This is a genomic window from Sphingomonas sp. SORGH_AS_0950, assembly GCF_030818415.1.
Lineage (GTDB): Bacteria > Pseudomonadota > Alphaproteobacteria > Sphingomonadales > Sphingomonadaceae > Sphingomonas.
Window position 1 is genome coordinate 724,065 of the sequence record NZ_JAUTAE010000001.1, and the last position, 21,583, is coordinate 745,647.

A 21,583-nucleotide genomic window follows, 5' to 3' on the forward strand; every position below is an offset into this window, starting at 1 on the left:
GCGGTGCAGCATCTATTTTGCTTGATCTCACACCTATTTGTCGCGAGCCTCGCTGGGATAACGATAAGGGGACGAGTCGATGGAGTGGATCAAGGTCCTGGCGGTGGTCGCCATGGTCTATGGCGTCTGGGCGGCCTATCGTTCGCTGGGCGCACCAGTTCTTCACAACGGCATTCGCTATTTCCGTCAACCCGACGGCAGCTTCCGCCGCTGGTATGGCGGCCAGCGTTTCAGCGCGTCCGATGTCGGGGTTGCGGATCAGGGCTGATCGCGTCACGGTCAGCAACGGTACAGACGGATTCCGCGATACAGCCTAATCCGGCCTTTTCCTGGCCCGACAAGGATATAGCGGTTTCATGTTTGTCGATTGGGGCATCCCCACGCCCTTGCTGCTCGTCGTCGTGGCGATCGTCGTCGCAGGCATCGTCGCGCGTCGTCGCGTGCCGTTCCTGCGGTTGGCGATCAACCTGGTCAGCTGGCTGGTGCTGGGCGGCCTGCTTCTGGTCGTGCTGCAACAGCGCGAACAGTTTGATCCCTATATCCAGCGGGCGATGCAGGTCCTCAATCTGCAGGACCAGAGCGTCGTCGGTGACACGGTGCGCATCCGGATGTCGCCGGACGGGCATTTCTGGGCACGGGTGACGCTCGACGGGGTCAGCCGACGGATGCTGGTCGACAGCGGCGCGACGCTGACCGCCTTGTCGACCGACACCGCGCGCGCCGCCGGGCTGCGGCCGTCCGCCCCGGTCTTTCCCGTGGTGCTGAACACGGCCAACGGCATGATCCGCGCGCAGACCGGACGCGTGAAGACGCTGGAGATCGGTACGATCCGTGCCGACGGCATCCCCGTCGTCATCTCCCCCGCTTTCGGCGAGACGGACGTGCTGGGCATGAACTTCCTGTCGCGGCTCAAGAGCTGGCGGGTCGAGGGATCGACGCTGATCCTGGAGCCGCACCACCCACAGCCATTAACCCACCGGTCATCGCCTGCGTGATAGGAAGATGATGGAAATCAATGCAATCGGCGACACCGCCGATTGACTTGGCGGTTTAGCTTACCCATGCGTCAATCCATGAACACTCCCCTGTCGCGAATGCTGCCGCTCCCGGCGCAGCTCGACCGATATGTCGTCCATGCCATTGAAACCGGCCGTTTTCCCGACGAGCACGCGCTGCTGGTCGCGGCGGTCGAGCGGCTGCGCGCGGAGCAGCCTTTCGACGAGGCGACCGCCTGGTTGGTCGGCGGCGGCGAATGCGGGCAGCGGGTGCGCGATCACGACTGGGCCGCCACGGCGCTGGGCCCGATCGGCGGCTGGCCCGCCGCGCTGCGCACGACCGTGGCGAACATCGTCCATTCGCCGATTGCCAAGGTCCTGATGTGGGGTCCGGATCATGTGATGATCTATAACGACTCCTATCGCACCATCGCCGGCCCGCGCCATCCGTCGGCGTTCGGTGGCCTGGTGCCGGAGGTCTGGCCCGAAATATGGGACTGGAATCGCGATATCCTGTCGCGGGGATTCCAGGGCGAGGATCTGGCCTTTCACGATCAGAAGCTGATCGTCACCCGCGCGGGGCAGCCCGAAGAGGTGGTGTTCGACCTGTATTACACGCCGGTCTATCTCGACCATGGCGATGTCGGCGGGGTGATGTGTACCGTCGTCGAGAATACCGGACGGGTCGCGGCGGAGCGGCGGCTGGCGGAGAGCGAGGCCGAGTTGCGGGTCATCACCGACTCGCTGCCCGTGCTGGTCGCCTTTGTCGATCGCGAGGAACGCTATCGCTTCGCCAACAGCTATTACCGCGAGTTCCTGGGCGTCGACCCCGACGCCATGCTGGGCACCCGGATCAGCGACGTGCTGACCGACGAGGATTATGCCGAGCGGCGCCCGCTGATCGAGCGGGCGCTAGCGGGCGAGACGGTGGTCGCCGATGTCCGGATCCAGCATCGTGACGGCAGCCATCGGCGCGCCGAGACGCGCTATATTCCCCGCCGGGATGAACAGGGCGCGGTCGTCGGCTTCCATATCCTGGTCTTCGATGTCGACGAGCGGATGCGCCATGCCGAGGTGATCGAGCGCAGCAATCGCCGGTTCCGCGCCGCGATGGACGCCGTCCACGGGGTGCTGTGGACCAACAGCGCCGATGGACGGATGGTCGGCGAGCAGCCCGGATGGGCCGCGATCACCGGCCAGACCCGCGAGGAATATCAGAATTTCGGTTGGGCGAATGCCGTCCATCCGGACGATGCGGCGGACAGCATCGTCGCCTGGAACAAGGCGGTGGCGGCCAAGGGCATGTTCGTTCACGAACACCGCGTCCGTCGCCATGACGGCGAATGGCGCACCTATGCGATCCGGGGCCTGCCGATCGTCGGGGCCGATGGCGAACTGGTCGAATGGGTTGGCGTCCATACCGACATCACCGAGCAGCGCGCGGCCGAACAGGCGCTTCGCGACCAGGCCAATGTGCTGGCACGTCAGGTCCATCACCGCGAACGCGCCGAGGCGCAGCTCCGCCAGCTCAACGAGACGCTGGAGAGCCGCGTCATCGAGGAGATCGCCGAGCGCCGCCAGGCCGAGATGAAGCTGGCCCAGGCGCAGAAGATGGAGACGATCGGCAAGCTGACCGGCGGCGTCGCGCACGACTTCAACAATCTGCTTCAGGTCGTGTCGGGCAACCTCCAGCTGCTCGGCAAGGACGTGGCGGGCAACAGCCGTGCCGAACAGCGGGTCGCCAATGCCATGGCGGGCGTCTCGCGCGGGTCGAAGCTGGCGTCGCAATTGCTGGCCTTCGGGCGGCGGCAGGCGCTGGAACCCAAGGTCGTCAACGTCACCCGCTTCGTGCAGGGCATGGACGACATGCTGCGCCGTGCGATCGGCGAGGGCGTGGAGATCGAGACGATCGTCGGCGGCGGCCTGTGGAACACCTTCATCGACCCCGCCCAGATCGAGAATGCGCTGCTGAATCTGGCGATCAACGCGCGCGACGCGATGGATGGCCAGGGCAAGCTGACCATCGAGCTGGGCAATGCGCATCTCGACGACGCCTATGCGCGCACCCATGACGAGGTGGTGCCGGGCCAATATGTCATGCTGGCGGTGTCCGACACCGGCAGCGGCATGTCCGAGGACATCATCCAGAAGGTCTTCGAGCCCTTCTTCTCGACCAAGAGCGAGGGCAAGGGATCGGGGCTGGGCCTGTCGATGGTCTATGGCTTCGTCAAACAGTCGGGCGGCCATGTGAAGATCTATTCCGAGGTCGGCCACGGCACCACGATCAAGCTCTACCTGCCGCGCGCGATGGAGGCCGAGGATGTCGAGGTGGCGGTCGACACTGGCCCGATCACCGGCGGCACCGAGACCGTGCTGGTCGTCGAGGACGATGCCGAAGTGCGCGCGACCGTGGTCGAGCTGCTGTCGGACCTGGGTTACCGCGTCCTGAAGGCGGTCGACGCGCAGAGCGCGCTCAACGTCATCGAAAGCGGCATTCCGATCGACATGCTCTTCACCGATGTCGTCATGCCCGGCACGCTGAAAAGCCCCGAACTGGCGCGCAAGGCACGCGAGCGGCTGCCCGATATCGCGGTGCTGTTCACATCTGGCTATACCGAGAATTCGATTGTCCATGGCGGACGGCTGGACAAGGGCGTCGAGCTGTTGTCCAAGCCCTATACCCGCGAGGCGCTGGCGCGGAAGTTCCGCCATGTCCTGGCCAATCAGCGGCAACGCAAGATGCCCAGGGACGATGCGGGCCACGCCGCACCGGGCGACCCGGTCGACAGCCAGCCGGTCGTCCATCCGCTGCACGACGGACAGACCATCCTGCTGGTGGAGGATGACGACCTGATCCGCGCCAATACCGCCGAGGTGTTGCAGGAAGCGGGTTTCGTCGTGGTCCATGCCGTGACCGCCGAGGAAGCGATGACCGCGCTTCAGACGGCGCAGATCGACGTGCTGGTGACCGACATCAACCTGCCGGGCGAATCCGGGATCGAGCTGGCGGGACGGGCGCGGCTATTGCGGCCGACGCTGTCGATCGTGTTCGCGACGGGCGACGGCGGAATGGCGGGCGATGCGGCGGAACTGGACGCGGCGCTGCTGACGAAGCCCTATTCGGCGGGGCAGCTGCTCAACGCGATCCGGGGCCGGCTGGGTGTTACGGAGCAGGCGGCCCGACCCTGAGGTCGGACCGCCCACCCCCTTCGATCGGGCTCATGCCGGAGGGGGGCGGCAGGGGAGCCCGGACGAAACCGGGTAAGGGGTTAGCGGGCCTTCCAGCCCTCGATCGCGGCGAAGGTGATGATCACCGCGAGCACCAGCAGGGCACCCTGCAATTCCAGTGCGGTCAAATCAAACTCCATCGTCATCGGTCATGCTCCCGAATGATGTCAAAACAACGAACCGTTCGGCGGCCTCTTCGCAAGATGCGGATGACCGTCGCAGGATGGTGCCGAAGCATAAAGGTGCCTCGGCATTCGTGACGGACCGTCGACCTCGCGCCTCTTCCATGATCGCTGGCTTCAATACTTCTGAAGCCGGTCATGGCCGCTGATCGACGACCCGTCACTCCTCTCCTCTACGGACAGGATATACGCGTTGTTTTTTGCTGTCGTGCAGCGCGTTCGTGACAAATCATGTCCGACAGTGCGGCAGGCGAATTTCCGCGCACAGCCCGCCTTCGGGCCGGTTGGCGAGGGTCAGTTCCCCACCTTCGGCCGCGACGACCCGCGCGACGATCGACAGGCCAAGGCCAAAGCCCACCGTGTCGCGCCGCCGCGCCGCGTCCAGCCGGACGAACGGCTCCAGGACCAGTTCGAGCGACTCCTCGGGAATGCCGGGTCCGTCATCCTCGACCCGGATGCGCACCGCGTCGCTGCGTTCGACGTCCAGCGTGATGACCGCATGCTGGCCATAATGCAGCGCATTCTCGACCAGATTGGTCAGCGCACGCTTCATCCCGAAGCGGCGAAGACGACAGTCGAAATGATCGGGCCCGGCATAGCGGACGTCGCGCCCGTGATCGGCGGCATCGTCGGCCAGATTGGCGCATAATATGGCCAGGTCGGTCAATTCGGGCTGTTCGACATCCCCTTCCCCGCCCAGGAACGCCAGAAGCGACGAGACCATCGCTTCCATCTCCTCGATATCATTGCCGATCGCGTCGCGAACCTCGGCCTCGCGGATGGAATCGGCCCGCAAGCGCAATCGTGCGAGCGGCGTGCGCAGGTCATGGCCCACCGCGGCCAGGGCGCGCGTCTGTTCGTCGATCAATCGCCCGATCCGCGCCTGCATCCGGTTGAAGGCGCGGGTGACGTGGCGCACCTCCTTCGGCCCCCGCTCGGGAACGATCAGGGCACTGGCGCCCTGCCCCCGCCCCAGCTTGTCGGCCGCGCGGGCCAAAGTGCGGAGCGGATGCAGGATCCGCCCGATCAGCGCGCCGCTGACGAACATCAGCGCGATCGCCGGGATCAGCGCCAGCAGCACCCGCCCCAGGGCCAGATCGAGCGTCCGCACCCCCTCGCGCATCCGAAAGCTCAACAGCGACCCGTCGTCCAGCCGCAAATCCCCCGACACCATCGAGGTCCGTCCCGGCGAGGTCAGCCGCAAATGGATGTCGGTCGCGGCCAGCGACGGCTCCCAATCGACGATCTGGCGGCGCATGCTGTCCATCGCAGGCGCAATGGTCGGGCGCGGCGGGGTCTGGGTGGACCAGCCGACGATATAGCGGTCGGTGGTCAATTCCTCGGCGACTTCGGGGCGTTCGATCGCGGGCCGCTCGTTAAGGACGCGGCGCGCGACGATCAGATGCTCGGCCAGCCGCCGTGCCTCATCGTCACGGACCGAGACATGGCTGGCGCGCTCGTAGAGATAAGTGGAGACGGCGAACTCGATCGTCACCGCCAGCAGCAGGATCGCGACGATCCGGCCGAGCAGGCCGACCGAGGGGCGGATCATCGCCGCTCCACCGGCACGTTGAGCATGTAACCGACGCCGCGCACCGTGACGATCGGCGCGGCACCCCCCGCCCCCGACAGCTTGCGGCGCAACCGGCTGACCAGCACGTCGATGCTGCGATCCGAACTGTCGCCGATCCGCGCGCGCGACAGCTCGATCAGGCGTTCGCGCGCGATGACGCGCTGGGCATTGTCGAGAAAGGCGACGAGCAGGTCGAACTCGGCCCCCGTCAACTCGACTTGGGCGCCCGACGGCGACATCAGCTCGCGCCGAGGCAGGTTGGCGGTCCAGCCGTCAAAGCCCAATATGCCCGCCTCGCGCTCGCCCGGCGTGCTCTCCAGCCCGCCGCGTCGCAGCACCGCGCGGATGCGGGCGACCAGCTCGCGCGTGCCGAACGGCTTGGCGAGATAATCGTCCGCACCCAGCTCCAGCCCGACGACGCGATCGACCTCGCTGCCCTTGGCGCTGATGAAGATGATCGGGACGGGGCTCTTCTGGCGGACCTGGCGGCACAGGTCGATGCCGCTGGTGCCGGGCAGCATGATGTCGAGCAGGATCAGGTCGATCTGCCCGACCTCCAGCGCCTGCCACATTTCGGGCGCGGCATTGGCCAGCTTCACAGCAAATCCGTTCTCCTGAAGCGCGCGCGCGGTCAGGGTGCGGAGGGCGGGATCGTCCTCGACGATCAGGATGGTAGGCGGCGTCACCCCATCTGGCTAGGCAGGTGCGACGCCGTCGTCAACGGCCGCTCCGGACCGATCCCCGTCAAGTCGCTGCAACTGCACGGCATATCGCTGCGCACGGTCGGCATAGCCGTCTGCGGACCGCCGCAGCCGCGCCAGATCTTCGGGCGTGAGCGTCCGGATCGCCTTTGCGGGCGCCCCCACGATCAGGCTGGCGGGCGGGAAGACCTTGCCCTCGGTCACCAGCGCGCCCGCGCCGACCAGCGAACCGGCACCGATCACCGCATCGTTGAGGATGGTCGCGCCCATGCCGATCAGACAGCCCTCCTCGACGGTGCAGCCATGCAGGATCGCCCGGTGACCGATGGTGCAGTCCTGTCCGATCGTCAGCGGGCTGTCCGGATCGGAATGCAGCACCGCGCCGTCCTGCACATTGGTCCGCGCGCCGACCCGGATCGGCGTGTTGTCGGCGCGCACCACCGCCCCGAACCAGAGGCTGGCCTCCGCCTCGATCACCGCCTGTCCGATGACATCGGCGGAGGGGGCGATCCAGGCGCTGGCATGGACGTCCGGGCGATGCGCACCTAGGGCATAGAGCGGCATCAGGCGGCCTCCCCCAGTGCCGAGCCCTGTTTTGCGGCCTGGCGGAAACGATGGAGCAGCGGCTCGGTATAGCCGTTCGGCTGCGCCACCCCCTCGAAGATCAGCGCACGGGCCGCGGCGAGCGCCACGCTGTCCGCCCGTCCGGCCATCGGCCGATAGGCCGGATCGCCCCGGTTCTGGGCATCGACCTTTGCGGCCATCCGCATCAGTGCCGCCTCGACCTGGCCCGCATCGACGATCCCGTGTTGCAGCCAATTGGCGATATGCTGGGCGGAAATGCGCAGCGTCGCGCGATCCTCCATCAGTCCGATGTCATGGATGTCGGGCACCTTGGAGCAGCCGATACCCTGATCGATCCAGCGGACCACATAGCCGAGCAGCCCTTGCGCATTATTCTCCAGTTCGTCGGCGATCTGCTCGGCCGTCCAATCGGGATCGACCGCGATCGGCGGCGTCAGCAGGCGTTCGAGCGCGGCGACCGGCTCGGCCGCACGGGCCCGCTGGCGCGCGGCGACGTCGACGCGGTGATAATGGGTCGCGTGGAGCGTCGCGGCGGTCGGCGACGGAACCCAGGCGGTCGACGCGCCGCTCATCGGATGCGCGTGTTTCTGCGCGAGCATATCGGCCATCCGGTCGGGTGCGGCCCACATCCCCTTGCCGATCTGCGCCCGCCCGGCAAAGCCGCAGGCCAGGCCGATCTGGACGTTGCGATCCTCATAGGCGGCGATCCAGTCGCATGCCTTCATCGCGCCCTTGCGCACAACTGGACCGGCCTGCATCGCGCTGTGGATCTCGTCGCCGGTCCGGTCGAGAAAGCCGGTGTTGATGAAGACGATCCGATCCATCACCGCATGGATGCAGGCCGCCAGATTGGCCGAGGTCCGGCGCTCCTCGTCCATCACCCCGATCTTGATCCGGTGCCGGTCGAGCCCCAGCATATCCTCGACCGCGTCGAACAGCCGGTCGGCAAAGGCGGCTTCCTCGGGGCCGTGCATCTTGGGCTTGACGATATAGATCGAACCCGTCCGCCCGTTGCGCAAGGGCGCTCCGTTCCGGCCGTCGCGCATTGCGATCAGGCTGGTGACGATCGCGTCGAGAATGCCTTCCGGTGCTTCGGTACCATCGGCCAGGCGGACGGCGGGCGTGGTCATCAGATGCCCGACATTGCGCACGAAGAGCAGGCTTCGACCGGGCAAGGTGAAGGCCGTCCCGTCGGGTGCCCGATAGGCGCGGTCCCCGGCCAACCGCCGGGTGGTCGTAAGGCCGTTCTTCTCGACCGATGCGGTCAGCGTGCCGTCGATCAGCCCCAGCCAATTGGCATAGCCCGCCACCTTGTCGGCCGCGTCGACCGCCGCGACCGAATCCTCCAGATCGCAGATGGTGGTCAGCGCCGATTCCAGCACCACATCGGCGATCCCCGCCGGGTCGCTCCGACCGATCGGATGGCTGCGGTCGACCGTCACCTCGATATGAAGCCCATGATGGCGGAACAGCCATCCCGTCTCGCTGCGCCCGACGAACTGCGAAGGATCGTCCAGCGCGGCGACCGCATCGGCCAGATCGGTCACCGCCGACCAGCCACCCGCGACCGGCACCGCCATGTCTAGGAAAGCGCGGGCCCAGTCGATCACCCCCGCCCCGCGTTCGGGATCATAGCCCCCGGCAGCTCCGATGGGGGCGATGGCATCGGTCCCGTAGAGCGCGTCATACAGGCTTCCCCAGCGCGCATTCGCCGCGTTGAGCAGGAACCGTGCATTGAGCATCGGCACGACCAGCTGCGGCCCGGCGAGCAGGGCGACCTCGGGATCGACCTTATCGGGCGCGATGGTGAACGGCGGCGGTTCGGGCACCAGATAGCCGATCCCGGTCAGGAAGCGCCGCTGCGCCGCACCGTCATGGAGCCCGCCACCGCGATACCAGTCGTCGATCGCCGCCTGCATCGCGTCGCGCTTGCGCAATAGCGCGGAGTTTTCCGGCGCGAAGTGAGCCATGACGGCGGCCATGCCGGTCCAGAAGCGATCCGCATCGATCCCGCTTCCCGGCAAGGCGCGCTCCTCCAGGAAGCGGACCAGTTCCGGCGCGACGGACAGGCCTTGGCGATCGATCATCGATACTCTCCCGAACTGGCATTTCGGGGGTCAGAATAGGCCATCGCCATATCCTTCGGTAGAGGGCATAATCGCAACGCTGTCGATCGCCGGAGGAACGAATGGACCCCGATATCGCCCTGTTCGTCGATGTGGTGCGCGAGGCCAGCCTGGCAGGCGCGGCGCGGGCACAGCGGCTGTCCCCCGCCATGGTGTCCAAGCGGATCGCGCGGCTCGAGGCTCGGCTGGGCGTCCGGCTGCTTCATCGCACGACGCGACGACTGACGATGACCCAGGCGGGAGAGGCCTTTCACGCGGATGTCGCGCCGCTGGTCGCCGGGCTCCGCATGGCGGAGGCGCGGATCAGCCAGACCGCCGCCGCCCCGGCCGGGCCGTTGCGGCTGACCGTTCCGACCTCCTTCGGGCGGCTTTGGGTCGCACCCTGCCTTCCCGCCTTTCTCGATCGCTATCCGGCGGTCCGGCTGCAACTCGATCTGTCGGACGATTATGTCGATCTGGCCGCGGCGCGGGTCGATCTGGCGATCCGGATCACCACCGCGCCGCCGCCGGGGCTTGCCGGGCATCGCTTTGCCGACAATCGCCGCCTGCTCTGCGCCAGCCCGGCCTATCTGGAGCGCGCAGGCCGTCCCACGACGGTCGCGGAGCTTCGCCGCCACCGGCTGATCGCCGCACAGGGGCAATTGCCCTGGCGCCTGACCGGCGCGACGGTCGAGGGCGAGAGCCGGGTGGAAACCAATTCCAGCGAAGCCGTGCGGGAACTGGCGCTGGCGGGCGCGGGCATTGCGCTTCGCTCGCTCTGGGACGTGGCCGATGCGCTGGCCGATGGACGGCTGGTTCGCGTGCTTCCCGAACGGCAGGGATCGGTCGAGGTCGGCATCTGGGGCCTCCACGCGCCGGTCGGCGCCCCCGCCGCGGTTCCCGCGCTGATCGCCCATCTGACCGAGCAATGGCGCGGGGCGGCCTGGATGACATGACGGCGGCGTCATTTTTCCGTGCATCGGCCCGACACAGGCTTTAGGCACTGCCCATCAATTTGGGGAGTTACGGTTCGATGGCAGGGGGTCTGGTCGCATTGCTGGACGACGTGGCGGCGATCGCCAAGCTGGCGGCGGCGTCGCTCGACGATGTCGCGGCGGCGTCCGCCCGCGCCGGGGCCAAGGCCGCCGGGGTGGTGATCGACGACACCGCCGTCACGCCGCGCTATGTCGTCGGGCTGTCGCCGCAGCGCGAATTGCCGATCATCGGCAAGATCGCGCTGGGGTCGCTGCGGAACAAGCTGTTGTTCCTGCTTCCCGCCGCCCTGCTGCTCAGCGCCTTCGCGCCCTGGGCGATCACCCCGATCCTGATGGCGGGCGGTGCCTTTCTGTGCTTCGAAGCGAGCGAGAAGATCCTCGAATCGCTGATCGGCGGGCATGGCGAGGCCGAGGAGGAAGCGGCGGTCGATGCCAAAACGCTGGAAGATCGCCAGGTTTCGGGGGCGATCCGCACCGACCTGATCCTGTCCGCCGAGATCATGGCGATCGCGCTATCCGAACTGCCCGACCTGTCGATCGGGACCCAGGCGATCGCGCTGGCGCTGGTCGGGATCGCGATCACCGTCGGCGTGTACGGACTGGTCGCCGCCATCGTGAAGATGGACGATATCGGCCTGCACCTGACACAGCGCGACAATGCGCTGGCGCAGACGGTCGGGCGCGGGCTGGTCAAGGCGATGCCGGTCTTGCTGCGTATCCTGGCGATCGTCGGCACCGCCGCGATGGTCTGGGTCGGTGGCGGGATCATCGTGCACGGCATGGAAGAGTTCGGGCTGACCACCCTGCCCCATCTGATCCACGACACCGCGCACCATGCGGGCGAGGCGCTGCCCTTTGCCGGGGCCGCGATCGCCTGGATCGTCAGCGCGATCGGTGCCGCGATCGTCGGGTTGATCGTCGGCGGGGTGATTGCGGGCGGGCTTCACCTGCTCCCGTCCCGCAAGGGCGCGCACTGATCCGCTCAGGCGGCGCGCACGCCATCCGCCTCCAGCAGGTCGGGGCCGAGCAACCGGCCGATGATCGTCACCGACTTGCCGACATGATCGACGGGCACGCGCGACAGACGTAACTCGAATGTCGCACCGTCATCGCATTGCAGGATGAAGGCGCCGTGCCGCCGCACCAGCCGGCCTGTCAGCGAGTGGGTGGGCGTGTCCGAAAGGGCGTCGTCGTTCGTCATCATCGGGCCAACGGTGGCGCCCACCTCCAGTTCCCGCAAGGTCATCCATCGGCCCTTTCCAGATCGCGGGCCTGCTCCACCCTGTCGCGGCCGCCCCGCTTGGCGCGGTAGAGCGCTTCGTCCGCGCGGCGCATCAGGTCGCCCGCGATATTGCCCGCCCGCCAATGGGCGACCCCGGCGCTCATCGTGACGGGCACCGGGCCATGGTCGGCCATGACCGGAGATTCGGCGATCTGGCGCCGCAGCCGCTCGACGATGGCGGTGGCGATCTCCAGCCCGGTGTCGGGAAACAGGATCGCGATCTCTTCCCCGCCATAGCGCGCGACGCAGTCCTTCGCGCGCACCGCCCCCTGGATACGTCGCGCCACCTCGACCAGCACGGCATCGCCGACGCTGTGGCCATGTTCGTCGTTGATCCGCTTGAAATGGTCGAGGTCGAGCAGCGCGAAGGCGAAGCCGCCGCCCGAACGGCATGCCCGCTCGGCGGCCTGCTCCATTTCGTTCATCAAGGTGCGGCGATTGGCCAGGCCGGTCAGCGGGTCGGTGCTGGCCAGCCGGTCGAGTTGGGCGTTCGCGACGCGCAGCGCGCTGGTCCGCTCGGCCACGATCGCCTCCAGCACGTCGGCGCGCCGCCGGATCACCGCCGTCACCAGCCAGAAGGCGCCGCCGATCGACACCAGCAGCAACAGGCTCAGGCCGATCCGGGCGGGCCAGGTTTCATACCATTGCGGATCGACGGTGATCCGCACCTGTCGCGTCACCGTCCGCGCCGCCAGCCCCGGCACATGTGCGCTGAGCGTCAGCCAGTAATCGCCCGAGGGCAGGTTGGTATAGATGGCGGTGGCAGGGGTGCCCGCAGGCACCGTCATCCAGTCGGCATCGAACCCTTCGAGCCGATAGCGATAGCGTATCTCCTCGGGCGCCGCATAATCGGTCAGCGAAAAGCCCAGCCGCAACGTCCGGCCCTGACGATCGAGATGCACCACCGGGTCGCGCGCGACCGAGTCGATCGCCAGCAGCCGCCCGTTGATATCCGCCTGGCTGACGATCAACTGGGCGGTATCGCTCCTGTCCCGCCGTCCCAGCAGCAGATCGGGTTGCAGGACCATCAACCCCTCGGGCGATCCGAACAGCAACGATCCGTCGTTCATGGTGGCCGCCGCACGCTGGTTGAACGCACGCATCGGCATGCCGTCGCGCTGGCTCATTTCCAGGACATGGAGCGTGGTCGGATCGATGACCGATATCCCGCCCGCGCTCGCCGTCCACAGCCGACGCCGGGCGTCGGGCGTCAGCGAGGCGACATTGTCGCCCGCCAGCCCCTGCGCCTCGCCGATCGCGCGGAATTTCCAGCCGCCGCGCGTCGTGCGGCCGAGCGCCACGCCGCCATAGGTGCCGACCCATAATCTCCGTCCGTCGGGCACCATCGACCCGACATAATCCTGCGGCAGGCTAAAGGGATCGTTCGCCCGATTGGCATAGCAGACGAACCGGCCGCTGCGCGGATCGAACTGCCCGATCCCGCCGGGCGTGGCGACCAGCACCTGGCCATCGGGCCGCGGCAGGATGTTGATGACCTCGTTATTGGGCAGGCTGCGCGGGTCCGCCGGATCGTGCCGGTACACCGTCACCCGCCCGGTCGCCCGGTCGCGCTTGTACAGTCCCTTATAGGTGCCGATCAGCAGATCGCGCTTCGTCTCGGCCAGCGAAATGACCGGCAGGTCGCCAAGCTCGGGGATGACGAGATCATGGGTGGCGAGCGTCCGGGGATCGATTGCCACGACACCGCGCGCGCCGATCAGGATCGACCCATCCGACGATTCGAGCAGCGCCTTGATATCCTGACCGGCATGATGCCCGGCAAGCGCAAGGTGGCGGACCTGCCCCGCCGCCCGGTCGAGCCGATCGACCGAGCCGTTGCTGAAGCCCAGCCATATCTGCTGGCGACGATCGACCAGCACGCCCCGGACATTGTCATCGGCCAGCGACAGCCGAGGGTCGTGCATCGCCGAACCGATGCGCAGCACGCCGCCCCCCGGCCCCTGGGTCCGCGACGCGCCCAGTTCGGTCGCGGCCCAGATCCCGCCGCCATCATCCATCGCAAGGGCTCGCACCGTATCCCCGGCCAGCGCCAGCGGATTGCCCGTGTCGTGACGCAGCCCGCTGGCGGCGAACCCGCGCGCCGGGTCGAGCAGGACGATGCCCATGCCGTCGGTCGCGATCCATATCCGCCCGAGCCGGTCCTCGGCAAAGGCGCGGATCGTCCGGTGCCCGATCAACGGCGCATCGCTGGTCAGCGTGGGCAGCTGGACGAAATGCCGGGGATCGCCATTCTCGGACAGGTACACGCCATCCGACCCGGTACCGACCCAAAGCCGCCCCCGGCGGTCGCGCAGGATCGACCAGACATCGCCCGATGGCTTGTGTGCGCCCAGCGGAACATTCGTAAACGGGCTCGTACCCGGCGCACGCCTCCATAGGCCATGGTCGGAGCCTGCCCACAAGGTGCCGTCGCCGTCGCGGAACACCGCAAAGGCGCCCTGGGGGCGGCCATCGGGCGAGGGTATCGCGCTATCGGTCATCGGATCGACGCGATCGAGCCTGGCGATATAATGGTGCACGCCGCCATCCGAGCCGATATAGGCGCCGCCCGCCCCGTCCGGCGTGAAGCTGAAGATGCGGGCTCCCATCGCGCCGTGCGTCGGCTTGAGCCGGATGAACGCGTCCCGTTGCGGGTCGTAGCGGGCCAGGCCACCGACATTGGTGCCGATCAGCACGCCCCCGCCCGGCAGCGCCATCAGCGAGCGGACATAATTGTCGGGCAGCGAATGGGGATCGGCCTGGCGCTGCTTGAAGGTCCGCACCCGTTGGGTCAGGCCGTCATAGCGGGTCAGGCCACCGCGGGTGCCGATCCACATCGTCCCGTCACGCGCGCGCACGACCGCGGTGGTCGTGATATGCGGCAGGCCGATCGCTTCGCCGAGGCTCGCGAACGACGTCCATCGCCATGCCGCCCACGAATCGGCCGCCTCAAGGCGCCCCAGGGGCAGGATCATGACCGAAAGGAACAGGGCCAGCGCGGCCAGGGGACGGTATGGCTTCATAGGCTTATGCTGGGAACCTATAGCAGGCGACCTCATAAAACCGGGTTAATCGCGCCATGCGCCGCGTGTCGGCCTTTCACGGCGAGCGACGGGATCCGACTTGACGAACCGCCCGCGTTCCTGTTTCGTTTCCAGGGCCGTGCCTGATCGGCCGACGAACCTGACGAGCTTTTTTCCGTGTCGCTCCAGCCCCCTGCCCCCGACCCCGTCGGCGACAACCGCAAGATCATCCATGTGGATATGGACGCCTTCTATGCGTCGGTCGAACAGCGAGACGATCCCGGTCTGCGTGGACGGCCGGTCGCCGTGGGGGGATCGCGCGCGCGGGGCGTGGTGGCGGCGGCCAGTTACGAGGCGCGGGGCTATGGCGTCCGGTCCGCGATGCCGTCGGTCACCGCGCTGCGCCGCTGTCCCGACCTGGTGTTCGTTCCCCCGCGCTTCGACGTATATCGCAGCGTTTCGCAGCAGATCCGGGCGATCTTCGCGCGCTATACCGACCAGATCGAGCCGCTGTCGCTGGACGAGGCCTATCTGGACGTCACCAGCGATCGGGCCGGGCTGGGTTCGGCCACCGCGATCGCCGAGGCGATCCGGGCCGCCATTCGCGAGGAGACCGGGCTGACCGCCTCGGCCGGGGTCAGCTACAACAAGTTCATCGCCAAGCTCGCCTCCGACCAGAACAAGCCCGATGGCATTTGCATCATCCCTCCGGCGCAAGGACCGGCCTTCGTCGCCGCCCTGCCGGTCAAGCGTTTCCACGGCGTCGGTCCGGTCACCGCGCGCAAGATGGAGGCGCTGGGCATCCTCACCGGACAGGATCTGCGCGAGCGGCCGCTGGATGTCCTGCAACGGCATTTCGGCAGCTATGCCGACTATCTGCACGGTGCGGCGCGTGGCATCGACCACCGCCCGGTCCGCGCCCATCGCGAGGCCAAGTCGGTGGGCGCCGAGCGGACCTTCGAGAACGACCTGACCGAACGCGACGCGCTGCGGGCCGCGCTGGAGCGGGTGGTCGAGGCCGCATGGGTCCGGATCGAGCGGAGCGGCGTCGCCGGGCGGACCGTGACGATGAAATTGCGATACAGCGACTTCCGTACCATCACCCGCGCCCGCTCGACCGGCCACCCGATCACCGAGCGAGCGCAATTCCTGGCGATCGGTCTCGACCTTCTCGACCAGCAATTGCCGCTGGCCGGCGGCGTCCGGCTGTTGGGGCTGACGCTGTCGGGCCTCAACGCGGCGCATGGCGGCGGGGATGGGCCGAGCCAGGCCGAACTGCCCTTATAGGCCTTTGGTCACACGGCCCGGTCGGCGTCCGCTTCCGTCTCCTCAGCGGCCTCGAGGACCAGGATCGCAACCGCCCCCAATCCTTGCCCATGGCTATGCAGTTCGAGCGATCCACCCATCGCGGCCGTGGAATTGGCGCACCAGTGGAGACCCAGCCCGCCGGATTTCTCGGTCCGGGTGGAAAAGCCCGACCGGAACAGCTTGGTCGCCAGCGCCGGGTCGAAGCCTTCCCCGTCATCCATGATCCGCACCGTCACCCGGCCACCCTCCGATTGGATGGTGACGGTGATCGCACCATGGTCGCGCCCGGTCGCGGCGATCGCCTCGATCGCATTGGCGAACAGATTGCCGACCACCTGGCTCAGGATCACCCGATTGGCCAGCACGGTAAAGGGCCGGGCGGGAAAGGCGAAATGGATCGAGGCGGCCTGCGAATAGCGGGCGATGGTGGCGTTGCGCGCGATGATGTCGGTGACGTCGCAGCGTTCGCGTGGAGGGCGTTCATGCGCCCTGGCCTGTTGCGCCCCGATGATCTCCAGCGTCTGACGCATCGCATCGCGCCCGATATCGATCCGTGCCCGCACCGCCTCGCGCGCCTTGGCCTCGGCATCGAGCGCGCCCCTGATGAACGCCACCAGCTTGGTCCGGCGTTCGGGCGCAACGTCCTCCCCCGCCAGTTCCGCCAAGGCCCGGTCGATCAGCGCGCGATCATAGGCGGGCGACCGATCGCCGCCATGGCTGAGGATGGCGCCGAGCGGGGATAGCGCGTTGCGGACATTGTGCAGCACCGCCACCGCGCTTTCCGAGCGGCCAAGCGCGAAGCTCTGTATCTCATTCTGTTCGCGCAGGTCCTTCAACTGGCTGAGCATCGCATTGAAACTGCGGCCGAGCGAACCGAATTCGTCGTCGCGCCCCTCCCTGTCGTGATAGGGAGAAAGGACGCCCGACGCCTGGACCCGCTGCATATGGCGCTCGACCCGGCCGAGCGGTGCCAGCACCAGCCATCCCAGCGCACGCCGCAGCATCAGCAGCGTGAAGACCAGGAGCAGGATCGATCCGGCCGTCGCCAACAGGAGAACCCGACGGCCAAGCAACGTGACCTCACGCGAGATCCGGAACCGCGCCATGCCGACCGCGCGACCATCCAGACCCTGAACCGGAACGGCAATCTCCATGCGCCGCGTGCCCTTGAACATGGTCCGGTCCGGTCCGGATGCGGGGCCGGTCAGGCGCGCCGTCTTGTGCATTGCGTGGGACAGGTGGGCGGGGGTCAGAATGCGGGCGACGGCGAGATAGTCGCGTGGTCGTCCCACTATGCCGGTGACGGTGGCGATACCGATGGCGGCGATCCGCCCGCGCAGCGGCAGATAGAAGCTGTTGGAATCCCGTCCTTCAAGCAGCTGCGAAAGGTCCCTGCGGTTCAGCACATCCGCCAGCGCGGACGCCATGGCGTCCGCCTCGTCCGGATGTCCGGGATCGCGCCACCGTGCCTTCCACCGCCCATCGGCAGCGGTCCGATAGGCCACACCCTGGATCGGATGATTGGGAAACACATCCGGCACGATACCGGCATGATCGCGCGCGATCTCCTCGACCCGCTGGGTGATATCGGCCAACAGGGTCTGCGCCCGTTGGCGATAGCCCATGATCGCCTGCTGCTCCAGCCGGTCGAAACTGGGTGAGATCACGAGCGCCAGGAAGGTCGCGACCGCTACCGCACCGCCGATCCCGGTCAGCGTCAGCATCGCGACCATCGTATTGCGCAGCGATCGGCGACGCGACCATTCGCCCAACCACCGGATCGCGGTACGCATCAGGGTCAGCCTTGCACGCCGGCCATCGGGGGTTGCGTAGGCGGCATACCGTCCAGCGACATGTAACGCTGCACCGCCAGCGCCCGCGCCTGTTCGGCGGGAATCGGGTGGGAGAAGAGATACCCCTGCAGGTGACTGGCCCCTGCGACGCGCAGCGCCTGGGCCTGCGCCTCGGTTTCGACCCCCTCGGCGATCACGCCCAACCCAAGGGCGCGGCCGAGATGGATGATCGAGTGGACGATCGCGTCGGACTCGCGCTCACGCCCCATGCCGTCGATGAAGCTGCGATCGATCTTCAGACAGTCGAGCGCGAATTTGCGGATATTGTACAGGCTGGAATAACCCGTGCCGAAATCGTCGAGAGCGATGCGGAAGCCCAGGTCGCGCAGTTCGCACAGCGTCTCGGCCGCGCGCTCGGCATCGTCGAAGATCGCCGTCTCGGTAATCTCGATCTGGACCCGGCCGGGGGCGACCCCCGCCCTCTGCACGCTGTCGAGGATATGCGCGACGAAATGCGAACGGCGGAACTGGATCGGGCTGAAATTGACCGAAACATATTGATCGGGCCAGTGGCGCAACTCGGCCAGCGCATGGTCGAGCACCCAGTCGCCCAGTTCGTGAATGAGATTGCTCTCCTCGGCGATGGGGATGAAGATGGTTGGGCTGACCGCGCCATGTTCGACGGTGTCCCACCGGACCAGCGCCTCGAACCCGACAATGTCGAGATCGGCGCGCCCGACGATCGGCTGGAAGGCCAGGGTCAGCTCGTCACGGGCGAGCGCCTGAGTCAGCCCGGCCTCGACACCGCGACGCAGGCGAATGCCGTCGTCCATCTGCGCATCGAACAGCCGGACGACGCCGCGCCCGGCGCGCTTGGCCTCGTTCAGCGCCATGTCCGCCTGGCGGATCAGGTCGATCGAATCGCCATCGGTGCCGCCCTGCCGAACCACCAGTCCGCATGACGCGCCGCAGCGCACCGAATGCCCCAATATGCTGAAGGTGGTCGCACAGGCGGTCACGATCCGCTCGCACGCGGCGACGGCCACCTCATGATGCGCGCTGTCGAACAGGATGCCGAACTCGTCGCCGCCCAGCCGCGCGATCAGCGCACCGGTGGGTGCGGCCTGGTTCAGCGTGGCATACACCTCGCGGATCAGTTCGTCGCCCGCCAGATGGCCGAGTGTGTCGTTGACCAGCTTGAACCGGTCGAGGTCCAGCATCGCCGTCACGAACCGGCCGCCCCGGCGACCCCGCTCGTCCAGCGCGCGCAGAAAGGCGACGCGATTGGGCGCGTCGGTCAAGGCATCATGCAGCGCCAGATGCATGGCGCGGCTCTCATTGGCCTCCAGCTCGGCGGTCTTTTCCTCCAGCGCGGCGACCTGCGCGGCCAGCAGAACCCGCGTCGCCGCCAGCTCGCGCTCATTCTGCCAGCGACGGCACAGCGCCAGCGCGGTCTGCCAGATCTCGGCGACCTCGAACGGCTTGGCGATATAGAAGATCTTGTCGGCGGGCCCGGCGACCTTGCTGATCTCGACCGGCGAAAAGTCGGAATAGCCGGTGACGATCACCAGATGAATATCGGGGTCCAGCGCCCGGATCCGCCGTGCCGTCTCGCGTCCGTCGAACCCCGGCGGCATCCGGATGTCGATGAAGGCGACGGCAAAGGGCGTGCCGTCGGCCAGCGCCCGCTCGACCGCCGCGACGGCATCCTGGCCCTGGCGATAATGGTGACGCTCGAACACCGCATCGCCTTCGTCATCCGATGCTTGGGGCTTGCCGAACAGGTCGGCGGCCATGGCGTCGAGCATCGCGTCCTGCGCCAGACCCTGGCCGGAAAAGCACAATGCATAGCTGTCGTGGATTGCCGGTTCGTCGTCGACGATCAGTATGCGCATCCGGTCACCATGAATCCATCGATCCCCGTTATATGGATCAATGGTAACCGGATACGCTTAAAGTGACGTAAATGGTCAGGTCTGGCTCCCCGTCACTCGACGGTGACGCTCTTGGCCAGGTTGCGGGGCTGGTCGACATCGGTGCCCTTGGCGACCGCGACATGATAGGCGAGCAGCTGGACCGGCACCGCATAGACGATCGGCGCGATCAGCGGGTGGACCTTGGGCATGGTGATGGTCGCGATACAGCCCTCGCCCGCCGCCTCGATCCCGTCATAGTCGGAGATCAGCACGACCTTGCCGCCGCGCGCCTGGACCTCCTGCATGTTGGAGACGGTCTTCTCGAACAGCGGGCCGGACGGCGCGATGACGATCACGGGAACATGCTCGTCGATCAGCGCGATCGGGCCGTGCTTCATTTCGCCCGCCGCATAGCCTTCGGCATGGATGTAGCTGATTTCCTTGAGCTTCAGCGCGCCTTCCAGCGCCAGCGGATAGTCGGTGCCGCGGCCCAGATACAGCACATCGCGCGCGCCGGCGACGGTGCCCGCCATGCCTTCGATCGCCTCGTCATAGGCCAGCGCGCCGTTGATCGCGGCGGGTGCTTCGGCCAGATGGCGGACGATCTGCCGTTCCTCGTCGGCGGACAGACGCCCCTTGGCCTTGGCGAGATTGGCGGCGAGTGCGGCCAGCACGCTCAGCTGGCAGGTAAAGGCCTTGGTCGAGGCGACGCCGATCTCCGGCCCGGCATGGGTCGGGAGCAGCAGGTCGGCCTCGCGCGCCATCGAGCTGGTCGGCACGTTGACGACGGCGGCGATCGTCTGCCCCTCGGCCTTGGCGTGGCGGAGCGCGGCGAGCGTGTCGGCGGTTTCACCCGACTGGCTGATGACGATCATCAGCCCGCCCGGCTCCATCACCGGCGCACGGTAGCGGAATTCGGAGGCGACATCGAGGTCGACCGGCACGCGCGCGAACTGCTCGAACCAGTATTTCGCGACCATGCCCGCATAGAAGCTGGTGCCGCATGCGACGATGGTGACGCGCTTGATCCCTGACAGGTCGAATTCGGGAATGGGAAGCGCGATCTTGCCCTCAAGCCGTTGAAGATACGAACGAAGCGTCTGGGCGACGACGATCGGCTGCTCGTAAATCTCCTTCTGCATGAAGTGGCGGTGATTGCCCTTGTCGATCAGCGCGCCGGTCACGCCCGAGATCGTGACGGGCCGCTCGACCGGATTGTTGTCGCGGTCATAGACCTGCGCGCCCTCGCGGGTGCAGACGACCCAATCGCCTTCGTCGAGATAGGCGATGCGCTGGGTGAGCGGGGCCAGCGCCAGCGCGTCCGATCCCAGATAGGTTTCGTCATCGCCATATCCCACGACCAGCGGCGAGCCCAGTCGCGCGCCGATCAGCAGATCGGGCTGGTCGCGAAACAGGATGGCGAGCGCGAAGGCACCGTGCAGGCGCGGCAGCACCTCGCGGACCGCCGCAACCGGATCGAGCCCCTGTTCGACCTTCTCGCTGACCAGATGGGCGACGACCTCGGTGTCGGTCTCGCTGGTGAAGACGTGGCCACGACCGATCAGTTCGTCGCGCAACGCCTTGAAATTCTCGATGATTCCATTGTGGACGACCGCGACATGATCGGTCGCATGGGGGTGTGCGTTGTTGGTGGTGGGGCCGCCATGCGTCGCCCAGCGGGTATGGGCGATACCGATAGTGCCGGGCAGCGGATGCGCGGCAAGCTCGCGCGCCAGATTGACCAGCTTGCCCGATGCGCGACGCCGCTCGATCGAACCCTGGTCGATCGTCGCGATACCCGCCGAGTCATATCCGCGATATTCCAGGCGACGCAGCCCGTCGAGCAGCCGCTCGGCAACGTCGTCTCCGCCCAGAATTCCTACGATACCGCACATAA

Annotated in this window: 15 protein-coding genes; 6 read left to right on the forward strand and 9 right to left on the reverse strand. The window is 67.3% G+C overall.

The annotated features are described in order from the left end of the window. Positions 1–79 precede the first annotated feature (79 nt). The 3 genes from QE385_RS02945 to QE385_RS02955 all read left to right on the forward strand — a co-directional run bounded on the left by QE385_RS02945 (position 80) and on the right by QE385_RS02955 (position 4,184). Entirely contained in the window at positions 80–268 is a 189-nt protein-coding gene (locus QE385_RS02945; RefSeq protein WP_307098909.1) for a hypothetical protein, read from the forward strand. An 88-nt stretch (positions 269–356) separates the two neighbouring features. Beyond that, positions 357–995 carry a TIGR02281 family clan AA aspartic protease gene (locus tag QE385_RS02950; protein ID WP_307098911.1) on the forward strand — a complete coding sequence of 213 codons (639 nt, stop codon included), beginning with the start codon at positions 357–359 and terminating at the stop codon, positions 993–995. A gap of 78 nt (positions 996–1,073) precedes the next feature. Beyond that, positions 1,074–4,184 (forward strand): PAS domain-containing protein, encoded by a 3,111-nt coding sequence (locus tag QE385_RS02955; RefSeq protein ID WP_307098913.1) that lies wholly within the window; start codon positions 1,074–1,076, stop codon positions 4,182–4,184. Between the two features lie 450 nt (positions 4,185–4,634). Here QE385_RS02955 and QE385_RS02960 read toward each other — a convergent pair whose 3' ends face one another. Genes QE385_RS02960 through QE385_RS02975 form a run of 4 tightly spaced genes read right to left on the reverse strand, consistent with a single transcriptional unit; the run spans position 4,635 to position 9,351 of the window. Beyond that, a complete protein-coding gene (locus QE385_RS02960) occupies positions 4,635–5,957 on the reverse strand; it encodes an ATP-binding protein (protein WP_307098914.1) in 1,323 nt (440 codons plus the stop codon). Further along, a complete protein-coding gene (locus QE385_RS02965) occupies positions 5,954–6,664 on the reverse strand; it encodes a response regulator (protein WP_307098917.1) in 711 nt (236 codons plus the stop codon). Before QE385_RS02965 ends, QE385_RS02960 begins: the two co-directional genes overlap by 4 nt. A gap of 9 nt (positions 6,665–6,673) precedes the next feature. Next, entirely contained in the window at positions 6,674–7,243 is a 570-nt protein-coding gene (locus tag QE385_RS02970; protein WP_307098920.1) for a gamma carbonic anhydrase family protein, read from the reverse strand. Continuing rightward, a complete protein-coding gene (locus tag QE385_RS02975) occupies positions 7,243–9,351 on the reverse strand; it encodes a malate synthase G (RefSeq protein WP_307098921.1) in 2,109 nt (702 codons plus the stop codon). Before QE385_RS02975 ends, QE385_RS02970 begins: the two co-directional genes overlap by 1 nt. A gap of 101 nt (positions 9,352–9,452) precedes the next feature. Between QE385_RS02975 and QE385_RS02980 the strand changes: the two genes are divergently transcribed. Both QE385_RS02980 and QE385_RS02985 read left to right on the forward strand, forming a co-directional pair. Beyond that, positions 9,453–10,325, forward strand: coding sequence for a LysR family transcriptional regulator (locus QE385_RS02980; RefSeq protein WP_307098924.1), 873 nt, complete (start codon positions 9,453–9,455; stop codon positions 10,323–10,325). A gap of 77 nt (positions 10,326–10,402) precedes the next feature. Next, positions 10,403–11,341, forward strand: a complete 939-nt coding sequence (locus QE385_RS02985) for a DUF808 domain-containing protein (protein WP_307098926.1) — start codon at positions 10,403–10,405, stop codon at positions 11,339–11,341. 5 nt (positions 11,342–11,346) lie between these two features. Here QE385_RS02985 and QE385_RS02990 read toward each other — a convergent pair whose 3' ends face one another. Together QE385_RS02990 and QE385_RS02995 are read right to left on the reverse strand one after the other, a co-directional pair. Further along, positions 11,347–11,610, reverse strand: a complete 264-nt coding sequence (locus QE385_RS02990) for a DUF5818 domain-containing protein (RefSeq protein ID WP_307098928.1) — start codon at positions 11,608–11,610, stop codon at positions 11,347–11,349. Next, complete coding sequence (locus QE385_RS02995; RefSeq protein WP_307098930.1) at positions 11,607–14,669, reverse strand: ligand-binding sensor domain-containing diguanylate cyclase; 3,063 nt, start codon at positions 14,667–14,669, stop codon at positions 11,607–11,609. The genes QE385_RS02990 and QE385_RS02995 overlap by 4 nt, the downstream gene beginning before the upstream one ends. Positions 14,670–14,846: 177 nt before the next feature. Here QE385_RS02995 and dinB point away from each other — a divergent pair, with 177 nt between their 5' ends. Continuing rightward, positions 14,847–15,956 carry a DNA polymerase IV gene (gene dinB / locus QE385_RS03000; RefSeq protein ID WP_307098933.1) on the forward strand — a complete coding sequence of 370 codons (1,110 nt, stop codon included), beginning with the start codon at positions 14,847–14,849 and terminating at the stop codon, positions 15,954–15,956. 8 nt (positions 15,957–15,964) lie between these two features. Here the strand turns inward: dinB and QE385_RS03005 are convergent, their stop codons facing one another. The 3 genes from QE385_RS03005 to glmS all read right to left on the reverse strand — a co-directional run bounded on the left by QE385_RS03005 (position 15,965) and on the right by glmS (position 21,581). Continuing rightward, positions 15,965–17,770, reverse strand: a complete 1,806-nt coding sequence (locus QE385_RS03005) for a sensor histidine kinase (RefSeq protein ID WP_307098935.1) — start codon at positions 17,768–17,770, stop codon at positions 15,965–15,967. A gap of 5 nt (positions 17,771–17,775) precedes the next feature. Beyond that, entirely contained in the window at positions 17,776–19,665 is a 1,890-nt protein-coding gene (locus QE385_RS03010; RefSeq protein WP_307098938.1) for a bifunctional diguanylate cyclase/phosphodiesterase, read from the reverse strand. A 92-nt stretch (positions 19,666–19,757) separates the two neighbouring features. Then, positions 19,758–21,581, reverse strand: coding sequence for a glutamine--fructose-6-phosphate transaminase (isomerizing) (glmS, locus tag QE385_RS03015; protein ID WP_307098940.1), 1,824 nt, complete (start codon positions 21,579–21,581; stop codon positions 19,758–19,760). Positions 21,582–21,583 lie beyond the last annotated feature (2 nt).